Raw genomic sequence first — 12,072 nt, 5'->3', positions numbered from 1 at the left:
TTCATTATTTGATATTAAATTTTTTTTGAGTAGGAGAGGAATCTTCTTTTTTTGATTAAGAGATGGGGGATGCCCCCCATCTTAAAGGTGAATCATTTCTTGACGGATTTTTCTTCTTCTTCGTTTTTGTCTTTTTCTGAGCTAGAGGTGAATCTATTCAATATTTCTCGATTAATCTGTGTGGATGTGTTAATTAATTCATTGATTTTGGTGACTTCATTTGCATGAGCTTTTTTATCAATGGAATTCAACGGGGAATTCAATACTGCTTTGAGAATACTGTCCATAAATACAGATGCTTTGTCAGAGCCGTTTCGCTCGATCTCTTGCCTAAAAGATATTAGCGTTTCTGATAAAAGCTTTTTATGTGCATAATCTTCAGTAATTTGATTTTGTTTAACGTATTGCATAGCGCTAAATGCAAAAAAACCTATTAGGATAGGTATCATGGAAAATCTTGCTAGGAAAAGAAGGAATAAATGACTGCCCTGAGAATCACTTTGAGATTTATCTATGTAATGCATTTCATAGAGCATGTAGCCAATAAACACCATACACACTATTGCTGAAATAACTGATATTACTCCCCATAACCATTTGTTTTTATTGGCAAGTTCATATGCATTTTTGAAATGTCTTGATAGCCTATACGTTCCGGAAAGATTTAAAGCCGATTTCGCTTTGCTCAGTAATTCTTGTGATTGAGATATCTCAGATGAAATTACTCCGTTTATCTTGTTAATAGCTTCTGTTTTACCCAATAAATCTTCAATTTCTTGCTTGGTATCATTCACCAAATTTGAAAGGTGATCATAGGATTTATTATATCGAGAAGAGATTTCTGCAAAAGTAATATCAGCATTCTTCAGTGTTTCATTAATGCTTTCAATATTGCCTAAAATAGTTCTACTTCTAGATAGTATATTTGATATCTCATTGTTATCATTTATTGACTTATCTTTTTCTTCATTAAGGCTTTTAGTTATTTCTGCTATCTTTTCATTTGCTGCAGCGCTTGACTTGAGCATTGTTCTGGTGCTAGTTAAACTAATGTCTATTTCATTTTTTAACTCTGATATTTTTAAAATTTCCCCAGCGATTTTATTATCAATGGTGGCATTGATATTGTTGCTGTTTACTGTGTGACTAATTAATCTTGCAATTCTTGAATATCCAACAAGTGCATCAGAAATATTGCTTACTATTTCGAAATTCTCTTCAGTTATTAAAGCTTCAGCAGCCATTGATAGATGCCTGTCTAAAGTTAGAATTGTCTCCTCGATAGCCTCTCTTTCGTTCCTTGAATAATATTGAGGGTTCGAGTGGAAGCTGTATTTATTTATCACTGATATGTTGTCATATATTTTATTAAGTGTGTGCAAATAACTTTTTGTTTTTGAAATGGTAAAAGAGTTATCGGAACCGTTATTTAGTTTATTGCGTACTTTTTCTATAGAGGAAAATATGTCAGTTATCTTAGCTATAAATTCGTCGCGTCTCATAGTCATCTACCGAAGTGAAGTGTATTGCAGTGTGTATTGCAGTCAAAAGGAATGAAGTAATATCTTGGTAATAAAGTGTTTAAAAATCAACAGTTTTTTATCAACACATTGCATGATGATCCATAAGCCCTGGGGGTTTGCTGGTGGTGACGCGAGCGATATGCGCGACTATGCGGATCTTCTCGACAAGGTTGAATCCGTTCTTATCCCGGCTTATGCGCAGAAAACCGGAAAATCCACCGAAGAAATTGCGGCAATGCTGGAGGACGAAACCTGGATGAACGGCAGCGAGTGCCTTGAACTGGGTTTTGCCGACCAGGTGACACCATCCCTTCAGGCTATGGCCTGTATTCATTCAAAACGTATTGAGGAATTTGAAAAAATGCCAAAAAGCATTCGCAACATGATCACCCCGCCGCGCAACACTACCCAGCGTGACCCGGTTATTACCCAGCCTCAGGCACCGCAGGCAAAAACAGACCCGGCACCGGATGAAAATGCGATCCGCGCGCAGGTGTTGGCTGAGCAGAAAGCCCGTGTTAACGCTATCGGCGATCTCTTTGCCATGTTCGGCAATAAGCACATGGATCTGCAAAATCAGTGTGTGGCCGACCCTGATTGTTCCGTCGATAAGGCGAAAGATTTGCTGCTGGCAGAACTCGGTAAAACGGCCACGCCTTCCAATAAAACCACCCAGCCGCATATTCATGCGGGCAACGGTAACTTCGTCGCGGATGGTATTCGCCAGGCACTGATGGCGCGTGCCGGGTTCGAAGGTCAGGAGCGGGATAACGTTTATAACGGTATGACGCTGCGCGAGTATGCGCGTATGGCCCTGACAGAAAAAGGTATCGGCGTGGCCAGCTACAACCCGATGCAGATGGTTGGCCTGGCGCTGACGCACAGCACCTCTGATTTTGGCAACATTCTGCTTGATGTTGCGAACAAAGCGCTGATTCAGGGCTGGGACGAGGCACAGGAAACCTTCGAGCAGTGGACCAAAAAAGGCCAGCTGTCGGACTTCAAAACGGCGCATCGTGTCGGAATGGGTGGTTTCCCTTCTCTGCGACAGGTTCGCGAAGGGGCTGAGTACAAGTACATCACTACCAGTGACAAAGGCGAAACCATCGCGCTTGCCACGTATGGTGAAATCTTCTCAGTAACCCGCCAGGCGATCATCAACGACGATCTGAACCAGCTTACCGACGTACCGATGAAGATGGGGCGCGCGGCGAAAGCAACGATTGGCGATCTGGTTTACGCCATTCTGACCAAAAACCCGAAACTCTCAGACGGAAAGGCGCTGTTCCATGCCGATCACAAGAACCTGAGCTCAGGCGCAATTTCTGTGGCCAGCCTGGACGAATCGCGCAAGCTGATGCGTCTGCAGAAGGAGGGGGAGCGAACCCTGAATATCCGTCCGGCCTACATGCTGGTCCCCGTCGCCCTGGAAACTCTGGCAAATCAGACCATCAAGTCGGCCAGTGTTAAAGGTGCAGACATCAATGCCGGGATCGTTAACCCTATCCAGAACTTTGCAGAAGTCATTGCCGAACCACGCCTGGATGAAGCTGATGCGAAAGCCTGGTATCTGGCTGCCGCGAAGGGCACCGACACCATCGAGGTCGCTTATCTCAACGGCGTCGACACGCCATACATCGATCAGCAGGAAGGCTTCACCACTGATGGTATCGCCACGAAAGTGCGTATTGATGCAGGTGTGGCGCCGCTGGACTATCGCGGCATGACCAAATCCTCTGGTCAGTAAAAAACAGTCCTGACAAACAGACGCCCGTAAGGGCTTTTTTTATACCTGAAACCAGCCCCGTAAGGGGCTGAATGGAGAAGTTATGGCTAAGAACTATGCGCAGGACGGGAAAACGATCCCTCTGGTAAACAGTGGTGCAACCGATGTTCACAGCGGCGACCCGGTTGTTGTTGGAAAACTTATCGCGGTTGCAATTACCGATATCCCGGCTGGCGATACCGGGGACGGTTTTACTGAGGGCGTTTTCCTCCTGCCAAAAGTTTCCGCAGATGCGGTTACTGCCGGGGCGCAGGTGTATCTGAAGGACGGCAAAATCACGATCGAAGAAACGGACGCTGTTGCCGCCGGCATCGCCTGGGAAGATGCAGGGGCAAACACCACCGTTGTTGAAGTTAAGATCAATGCCTAACCCCTTTGACCGGATGGCGGCACGCATGGACGCGGCCACCATAAAAAAGATGGGAAAGACAGCGATCATAAATGGCAGCAGCTATGACGTTGTTCCCGCCGAGCAGCTCGAGGAAATGGGACCATTGTCGGGAATGGGTACTTCGCTGGTAGTTTTCTCTGAGCTTTACCAGCCACGCCGAAACGACAGTGTCGACTACGACGGTAAGAACTTGACCGTTACCCGCTATGACATGTTCAACGGAAAACCCCGCATCCATCTCGAATGAGGAGGCGCTATGTCTGTGAAAGGACTGGAAAGGGCTATTCAGAACCTGAACAGCCTCAGCCGGTTAATCGTTCCTGAGGCAACCGCAAAAGCACTTAACCGGGTGGCCAGCAGAACGATAAGCCAGGGGAGCAAAGCTGTAGCGAAAGAGGCAAAGGTGGATGATAACCGGAAAAAGGGGCTTCCGGTTCGTCTGGTCCGCCAGCGTTCCCGTCTGCGCAAGGCCCGTCACGATCGCCCGGTCGCGTCGATAAAAATCAACCGCGGTAATCTTCCTGCGATAAAGCTCGGCACGGCGCGCGTCCGGCTCTCGCGTAAAAAAGGGGCCAGAAACGGAGCGGGTAGCGTCCTCAAAATCGGACCCTATACCTTTCGTAACGCTTTTATTCAACAGCTTGCGAACGGGCGCTGGCAGGTCATGCGGCGCGTAGGTCAGGCCCGTTATCCGATTGATGTGGTCAAAGTTCCTCTTGAGACACCGCTCACCCTGGCATTCATCGCTATTTCAAAGCGCCTTATTGAAAGCGATATGCCTAAAGAACTTTCCGCAGCCCTGAAAAACCAACTGAGGATCCACCTGAAGCGATGAACAGACACAGCGCAATTCGTGCAGCCATTCTGGCAAAACTGAAAGCCGAGATCACCGACACGGTCACCTGGTTTGACGGGCGCCCTGTTTTTCTTGAAGAGCAGGATCTCCCTGCCGTGGCTGTATACCTTTCTGACGCGGAGTACACCGGCGATTCGCTTGACGAAGATTCGTGGCAGGCAGTTGTTCACATCGAGGTATTTCTTAAAGCCTCCAGCCCCGACAGCGCGCTTGATTCCTGGATGGAAGAGAAAGTGTATCCGGCAATGGCCTTCATCCCGGGCCTGACCGAACTGGTCGAGACGTTCACCCCGCAGGGTTATGACTATCAGCGGGATGATGAAATGGCCACCTGGGGTTCAGTCGATTTCACGTACTTAATCACCTATTCAATTTAAGAGGTACTTATGCCTACTCCAAACCCGCTGGCCCCCGTGAAAGGTGCCGGTACCACCCTTTGGCTTTACACCGGAACGGGCAACGCTTTCGCTAACCCACTCTCGGATATCGACTGGAACCGCCTGGCGAAAATTAAAGAGCTGACGCCGGGCGAAATGACCGCCGAATCGTATGACGACACTTACCTCGACGACGAAGATGCCGACTGGAACGCGACGGCCCAGGGGGCAAAATCTGCTGGCGATACCTCGTTCACCCTCGCCTGGAAGCCGGGCGAAGAAGGGCAAAAAGACCTTGTCGCATGGTTTATTGATGGCTCAGTACGCTATTACAAAATCAAATACCCGAACGGTACCGTCGACGTTTTCCGCGGCTGGTGCAGCAGCCTGGGTAAAGCCATTCCGGCAAAAGAGGTCATTACCCGTACAGCGAAAATCACCAATACCGGTAAGCCGGAACTGGCAGAAGAAAGCGGGACCCCGAATATCCCCGTGACCGGCGTTACGCTCGATAAAGCCACGGCAAGCGTGGCCGTCGGCGCAACCACAACGCTCAATGTGACGGTTAACCCTGCCAGTGCCTCAGATACTTCGTTCCGCGTGGCAACCTCCGACGGGGCAAAAGCAACGGTCACCGTTAGCGGCAACGCGATCACCGTCACCGGCGTGGCGGCAGGCACCGCTGACGTTATTGTTATGACCAGCGACGGTAATTTCGTTGCGGTCTGCAAAGTCACCGTAACTGCAGCGTAAGGAAGGACGCATGTTTCTGAAAAAAGAGAAGTTCACCTGGCAAACAGAATCCCTGACCATCTTCGAGCTGTCGGCGCTGCAGCGTATTGAGTACATCACGTTTATGGCCGCAGAGGAAAAGGCCGTCAGCGCTGACAGCGACGGCATCAGCGATCAGGAAATGACGGCCAGGCTGATAGGCTCAAATATTCGCTGCGGTGCGCGTTTGATCGCGATGTCTTTGTGGCATAACGATCCGGCTGGCACGGATGTGGAAACGCTTTATCAGCAGGTGCTTAGCGGCTGGCCGCCAGAGGCGATCGGTAAAGCAGAAATGGAAATAAAGCTGCTCTCCGGCATGCTCGTTCCGGTTGAGGATGACAACGTTGCCGATCCGGATGCCTCAGCGGAGGCCGAAAGCGCTGAACCCGTTACGGCGGAAAAGCCCTTGCCAGCGAGCTAAAGTTTGTCCTGAATCTGGCGCGCGAGTTCGGGCGACCCGACTGGCGCGCCATGCTGGCTGGAATGACTTCCAGTGAGCTGGGCGACTGGCACCAGTTCTACCGGGAGCATTATTTTCAGGACGCGCAGCTCGATGCGCATTTCTCAGAGCTGCTTTATTCCATCTCCACTCTTTTCTTCCGCGACCCGGAACTTACCCCCGCACATTTCAGCCTGCTTTCTCCTTCCGGTATCGTCATCAGCGATGACGAGCCGGATGATGATGCGCTGATGGCCGCAGCTGAGGGAATAACAGGAGGTATCCGATATGGCCCAGCAGATTAGCGATCTGGTCATCAACCTTGACGTCGACAGCGCCACGTTTAGTGAGCAGGTTGCCCGCATAAAGGGCCAGCTAACCGGGATGGCTGAGGACTCTGAAAAAGTCCAGACGCGAATGCAGCGCGCTTCCGAGCGGCAGGCGGCTGCGTTTAAAACCGTGGGCGACGCTGGCGCGGCGGCTGCCGCAGATATGAAATCCCGCCAGTCGGCCGCAACGGAAGGGCTGACCAAAGACTGGCAGAACGTTTCAAAGTCCGTTGATGAAACTCACCGCCGCGTGACCGAGCTTAATCAGCGCATGCGTGAGAATGACGGGCAGGCCGCAGCGCTTGCTCGTCGACAGGATGAACTGGCGGCATCATTTTTCCGCCAGATTGACGGCGTTCGCCAGCTCAATGGTGAGACACAGTCGCTTGCGAACGTGCAGGCGCGCTTTCGCGCAGCGAGGGCACAGGGCAACATAACCCAGCAGGATTATCTCGCCCTTATTTCCCGCACCACGGCCCGGCAAAAAGAACTGCAGATCGTGGAGGAAAAATCGGCCGCAGCGCGCACGCGATTCCTCAGCCAGCTGAAGCAACAGGTTGCAGAGCAAAAGCTCTCCGGTACCGAGCTACTGCGCATGAAGGCGGCGCAGGTCGGTGCCAGCGATGCGGCTGAGGTCTATATCCGCAAGCTTGAAGCTGCGAGAGTGGCCACGCACGGTCTGGGGCTGCAAAGTGCTGCCGCACGGCAGGAACTGGGGATACTGATCGGCGAGGTCATGCGCGGTAACTTCGGCGCGCTGCGCGGCTCCGGGATCACGCTGGCGAACCGGGCAGGGTGGATAGACCAGTTGCTGTCGTTGCGCGGCCTGGGGATCGCCGGCATGGTCGGAGGGATTGCCGCGGCGGTATTCGGGCTGGGTAAGGCCTGGTATGACGGCAGCAAAGAGTCTGAGGAATTTAACAGGCAGCTGATCCTGACCGGGAACTACGCGGGGAAAACGTCAGGGCAGCTTCAGGCGCTGGCGCGCTCGCTGGCCGGTAATGGCATTACACAGCATGCCGCTGCTGGTGTGCTGGCGCAGGTCGTTGGCAGCGGCGCATTCAGCGGTAATGACGTCAGCATGGTCAGCAATGTTGCCGCCAGGCTGCAGCAGGCTACCGGGCAGGCCGTTGACGAAACCATTAATCAGTTTAAGCGCCTGAAGGATGATCCGGTTAACGCGGTCGCGACGCTCAACGATTCCCTTCATTTTCTGACGGCCACCCAGTATGAACAGATAGCTTCTGCTCAGGCGCTGGGGGATTCTCAGAAGGCCGCCGAGCTGGCAATGCGGGCATATTCCGACGCGGTCATTCAGCGTGCCGGTGCGGTCGAGGATAATCTCGGAACCCTCGAAAAAGCCTGGAACTGGCTGAAGAATGCAGCCTCCGGGGCATGGGATGCGATGCTGGGCGTCGGGCGTAATCCTGACACCGCTATGAAGCGCCAGGACTCTTTTGCTGAATGGCAGGCAGCAGAGAAAGAGTACCGCGCGCTGTCCAAAAATCTTAAGGTCGACCCGGATTATGCCGGTAACAACGTTCTGCAGAAAGCTGATGCGGAAAGGCTAAGAAACGCGCGCCAGCAGGTGGAGCTGAAAAAGCAGGCTTACGATCTTGCCGATCAGCAATACGCCCAGGAAGGGCTGGCAGCCGCGCGGGAAAAAATGCGAACGGACCAGCAGGCTCAGGCAATCCGCAGCCAGCAGCAGTTTAACCAGCTGGTGGAGTCCGGCGCGACGGCGGCAGAAAAGCGGGCTTCAGCAGAGAAAAAGCTCAGTCAGCTTATTGAGAAAAACCGCCAGGATGCGAAAGACGGTGTCGCCACGCTGTGGACTGAAAAGGACATTGCCGCTGCCCGCGCCGGGATTGAAAAGCAGTGGAAGGATCCAAAAACGCCGAAAGGCAAAAGCTACTCAACGCCCGCCGGGGATAAAGCCGAGGAAAAGGCGCAGGCCGAACTTCTCACCCTTCAGGCCCAGCTTAAAACGCTTGAGCAGCATACCAGCGTGAACGACGTCATAAGCAAACAGCGTCAGGATCTCTGGCAGACTGAAAATCAGTTCACCGTTCTGCAAGAGGCCGCGGGGCGTCGTCAGCTTACGGCGCAGGAAAAATCCCTGCTGGCGCACAAGGAAGAAACGCTCGAGTACAAGCGGCAGCTGGCCGATCTGGGCGATAAGGTTGCCAGCCAGCAAAAGCTCAACCAGCTGGCCGATCAGGCCGTGAAGTTTGAGCAGCAGCAAAAAGCCGCCAGGGCGGGCCTGCAGGCTCAGTCTGAGGGGGTATCCACCCGGGAAGCCGGGCGACAAACTACGCTGCAGCGTCTCAGCGAAAGCTATTCGTACAACCCTCAGGCGCAGCAAAAGGTTCTCGAAGAGCAAAGGGCGACGTTCGAGGCTGAAGATGCCCTGCGCGCGAACTGGCTGGCCGGTGCGAAACAGGGCTGGGCCGAATATCAGGATTCAGCGACAAACGTTTTCAGCTCTGTTCAGCAGATTTCGCAGGCTACGTTCAGCGGGCTGGCGGGCCAGCTTACCAGCCTGACGACAACCGGGAAGGCGAGCTTCAGGGACTTCACCAGCTCGATCCTTAAAATGATAGTGTCCGTTATCAACCAGCTGCTGGTGGCTTACACCATCCAGAGCGCAATGGGCTGGGTTAGCGGCGGGGCGAAAACCTCCTCTGCAGGTCAGTCATTCGCGGTCCCGTCATACCGGCCACAGGGTTTTGACGTGGGCGGTTTTACCGGGCACGGCGGCAAGTACGAGCCAGCCGGTATCGTTCACCGCGGGGAATTCGTCTTCACCAAAGAATCAACCAGCCGCATCGGCGTGGCTAATCTCTATCGCCTGATGCGCGGGTATGCCTCGGGTGGTCTGGTCGGCGGCGGTAGCGCAGCCGGTGCTGGCATGGGCGGGATCAGTGTTTATGCCCCAGTCAGCATCAGCCAGCAGGGGAGTGACGGGAGCATAAATCAGGCGAACGCCACGGGGACGGCGAAACAGCTGCAGGCGATTGTTCAGCAGACAATCACCGAGCGACTGAAAAAAGAAATGTCCGCAGGCGGCGTGCTTTATTCGAGGAGGACACAGTGACGGACACGTTTACCTGGCGCACGCGAAAAACAGCGCAGGGTACTGAAACAGCCCGAACGCTGCAGGCCCAGTTCGGGGATGGCTACAAACAGATAGCGGGGATGGGGATCAACGACAAACAGGAAACGTGGAACCTGGACTGGACGGGCACCAGACAGGAGGCGGCTGCGCTGCGCGCTTTCCTGATGTCTCACGTTACTAAATCGTTCTGGTGGACCACTCCATGGGGGGAAAAAAAGCTGTTCAGAATGAAGGCCGATTCGTTCAGCGTTTCTTTCCCTACCGGGAAAAAAGCCACTGTGGCCTTCACTTTTGAACAGGCGTTCGCGCCCTGATTTTCTCGACAAACACTGAAAGCTGCCTCCGGGCGGCTTTTTTTATGGGGGGAGTATGAGTTTTACGGCAGACATCCAACAGCTTGAGCCCGGCAGCGTTATTCAGCTGATTGAGATCGACGGCACTGAATTCGGTATGGATCAGGTGCTGCGTTTTCATGCGCACAATATTCAGGAAGAGGGGTGGGCAGCCTTCGCCGCAGCAAATCTGCCCGCCATTATCTGGCAGGGAAACCAGTACGATCCCCATCCCTACGAACTGAAGGGGATGGAGTTATCGAGTACAGGTTCCCAGCCAACGCCCACGCTGTCCATCGGGAACGTCGGAAACTATGTCACCGCGCTGTGTCTTGAATATGACGATATGGTCAGGGCTAAGGTCAAAATCCATACCACGCTTTCGAAGTATCTCGATGCTGCCAACTGGAAAAACGGTAATCCGGGTGCCAGCCCGGCCGATGAGCGCGTACAGCTCTTTTACGTCAATGCTAAAACCGCAGAGACGCGGGTACAGGTTGATTTCGAGCTGTGTTCTCCTTTCGATATTCAGAGCCTGCAGCTGCCGACACGGCAGATTACTCCTGTCTGCACCTGGTGTATGCGGGGCTGGTACCGAAGCGGGACCGGATGCGATTACAACGGCACGAAATACTTTACCAAAGACGGTACGCCGACCGATGACCCGTCGAAAGATGTTTGTGGCGGCCGCCGGCAGGATTGTCAGGATCGTCACGGCCCGGACGCGCCGCTGCCGTTCGGCGGTTTTCCGGCTGCAAACCTGCAGGGGAAATAAAAATGCGTGAAAAATTGCTGGATGCTATCCGTCAGCACGTCGCTGCTGAATACCCCAAAGAAGCCTGCGGCCTGATTGTTCAGTCAGGCCAGCAGCAAATCTATATTCCCTGCCGCAACATTGCCGATAAACCCGAGGAGACATTCACGCTCTCCCCGGAAGACCAGCTCGCTGCCCGCGCGCGCGGTGAGATCATCATGCTCATTCATTCCCATCCGGATGTGGTTCGGCTGGTGCCCTCAGAGCTGGACCGGATCCAGTGCGACTGGTCGGGTATTGAGTGGGGGATCATGTCTTGGCCGGACGGGGACTTTTGTACGATCTCACCGCGTGAAGACCGGGATTATGCCGGGCGGCAGTGGGTGCTGGGTTACGCGGACTGCTGGTCGTTAATCCGTGAATATTATCTGCGCGAATACGGCATTGTTCTCGGGGACCATTCGGTACCTTACGAATGGTGGGAGAGTGGCAAGGAGCGGCTCTACGACGACAACTGGGAGCGCGAGGGATTCGTTGAGATTGCCGCCGGTGCAATGCAGCCCGGTGACATCATCATGATGAGTGTGCAGGCATCGGTGACTAATCACGCCGCGGTATATGTGGGTGACAACATCATTCTCCATCATCTGTTCGGGCATCTTTCTTCGCGAACGCCTTATGGAAAATATTATCGCGACAGAACGGTCCGGGTGGTCAGGCATAAGGACCGAATGCATGGTTAAGACGCTTATTCTCGAAGGGAAAATGGCTAAAAAATTCGGTAAACGCGTTCAGTTTGATGTTGCCGACCTGCGCGAAATGCTCAGGGCCATGTGTTCACAGGTTCCCGGATTCAAAAAATATATGTCGGAAGCTCATATGAAGGGGATCCGTTTCGCCTTTTATAACGGTGACAACAATATCGGGCTGGAAGAGTTTGATATGACCCGCGGTGGAAGCGTGTACCGGATCGTGCCTGTTTATGAGGGGGCCAAAAATTCGGGCGTCCTGCAGATAGTTGTCGGTGCCGTTGCGCTGGTCGCTGCATTCTTTACCGCCGGTGCGAGTATGGCAGCCTGGGGGGCTGCGATGAGTGCAACAGCCATCAGCGCCACGTCAATTTTGACCGGGGTCGGGGTGTCAATGATGCTGGGTGGCGTTGTCCAGATGCTCACGCCCCAGCCATCCTTCGGCGCGGGTAAATCCTCCAGCACTGACAACACGCCTAACTACGCCTTCGGGGCGCCGGTCAATACGGTCGCTATGGGGCATCCTGTCCCCCTGGCCTACGGTCTGATCGAGGCAGGGGGAGCGATAGTCAGCGCCGGTATGTACTCGAGCGATCAGCAGTAGGCCAGCGGCCACTAACTTAAAGGTGCTTCGGCATCTTTTT

The 12,072-nt window shown here is 53.2% G+C and carries 13 protein-coding genes and 1 pseudogene; 13 read left to right on the top strand and 1 reads right to left on the bottom strand.

Features of this window, described 5'->3' with window-relative positions; all coding sequences use genetic code 11:
* Positions 1-92: 92 nt before the first annotated feature.
* Positions 93-1,244: a hypothetical protein gene (locus tag N037_RS01715; RefSeq protein ID WP_032638512.1), complete on the bottom strand. Its 1,152-nt coding sequence runs from the start codon at positions 1,242-1,244 to the stop codon at positions 93-95.
* 370 nt (positions 1,245-1,614) lie between these two features.
* Here N037_RS01715 and N037_RS01710 point away from each other — a divergent pair.
* The 13 genes and pseudogenes from N037_RS01710 to N037_RS01650 form a co-directional block, all read left to right on the top strand.
* Positions 1,615-3,270 (top strand): annotated as a pseudogene (locus N037_RS01710) (ClpP-like prohead protease/major capsid protein fusion protein); the annotation flags it as partial.
* A gap of 82 nt (positions 3,271-3,352) precedes the next feature.
* The gene (locus N037_RS01705) at positions 3,353-3,679 is read left to right on the top strand and encodes a DUF2190 family protein (RefSeq protein WP_001704120.1); all 327 of its coding nucleotides are present in this window, start codon (positions 3,353-3,355) and stop codon (positions 3,677-3,679) included.
* A 25-nt stretch (positions 3,680-3,704) separates the two neighbouring features.
* On the top strand, positions 3,705-3,947 hold the full coding sequence (locus N037_RS01700) for a DNA breaking-rejoining protein (protein ID WP_231686662.1): 243 nt from the start codon (positions 3,705-3,707) through the stop codon (positions 3,945-3,947).
* A 9-nt stretch (positions 3,948-3,956) separates the two neighbouring features.
* Complete coding sequence (locus tag N037_RS01695; protein ID WP_032638507.1) at positions 3,957-4,535, top strand: phage tail protein; 579 nt, start codon at positions 3,957-3,959, stop codon at positions 4,533-4,535.
* On the top strand, positions 4,532-4,933 hold the full coding sequence (locus N037_RS01690) for a phage minor tail U family protein (RefSeq protein ID WP_001704117.1): 402 nt from the start codon (positions 4,532-4,534) through the stop codon (positions 4,931-4,933). Before N037_RS01695 ends, N037_RS01690 begins: the two co-directional genes overlap by 4 nt.
* A gap of 9 nt (positions 4,934-4,942) precedes the next feature.
* Positions 4,943-5,686, top strand: a complete 744-nt coding sequence (locus N037_RS01685; protein WP_001704116.1) for a phage tail protein — start codon at positions 4,943-4,945, stop codon at positions 5,684-5,686.
* Positions 5,687-5,696: 10 nt separating this feature from the next.
* Positions 5,697-6,128 (top strand): phage tail assembly chaperone G, encoded by a 432-nt coding sequence (gpG, locus tag N037_RS01680; protein ID WP_032638505.1) that lies wholly within the window; start codon positions 5,697-5,699, stop codon positions 6,126-6,128.
* 50 nt (positions 6,129-6,178) lie between these two features.
* Positions 6,179-6,451, top strand: a complete 273-nt coding sequence (locus N037_RS01675) for a phage tail assembly protein T (protein ID WP_010429901.1) — start codon at positions 6,179-6,181, stop codon at positions 6,449-6,451.
* Positions 6,435-9,572: a phage tail tape measure protein gene (locus tag N037_RS01670; protein ID WP_032638503.1), complete on the top strand. Its 3,138-nt coding sequence runs from the start codon at positions 6,435-6,437 to the stop codon at positions 9,570-9,572. The genes N037_RS01675 and N037_RS01670 overlap by 17 nt, the downstream gene beginning before the upstream one ends.
* The gene (locus N037_RS01665; protein WP_001704112.1) at positions 9,569-9,907 is read left to right on the top strand and encodes a phage tail protein; all 339 of its coding nucleotides are present in this window, start codon (positions 9,569-9,571) and stop codon (positions 9,905-9,907) included. Before N037_RS01670 ends, N037_RS01665 begins: the two co-directional genes overlap by 4 nt.
* 55 nt (positions 9,908-9,962) lie before the next feature.
* Positions 9,963-10,700, top strand: coding sequence for a phage minor tail protein L (locus N037_RS01660; protein ID WP_032638501.1), 738 nt, complete (start codon positions 9,963-9,965; stop codon positions 10,698-10,700).
* Between the two features lie 2 nt (positions 10,701-10,702).
* Positions 10,703-11,422 carry a C40 family peptidase gene (locus N037_RS01655; protein ID WP_032638499.1) on the top strand — a complete coding sequence of 240 codons (720 nt, stop codon included), beginning with the start codon at positions 10,703-10,705 and terminating at the stop codon, positions 11,420-11,422.
* Positions 11,415-12,032, top strand: a complete 618-nt coding sequence (locus tag N037_RS01650) for a tail assembly protein (RefSeq protein WP_032638497.1) — start codon at positions 11,415-11,417, stop codon at positions 12,030-12,032. Before N037_RS01655 ends, N037_RS01650 begins: the two co-directional genes overlap by 8 nt.
* Positions 12,033-12,072 lie beyond the last annotated feature (40 nt).

Origin of the sequence: Enterobacter sp. EGD-HP1 (assembly GCF_000733275.2) — a bacterium.
Classification (GTDB): domain Bacteria; phylum Pseudomonadota; class Gammaproteobacteria; order Enterobacterales; family Enterobacteriaceae; genus Enterobacter.
Note: the sequence above shows the minus strand (reverse complement) of the source record. Positions and strands in the feature narration are given on the sequence as shown.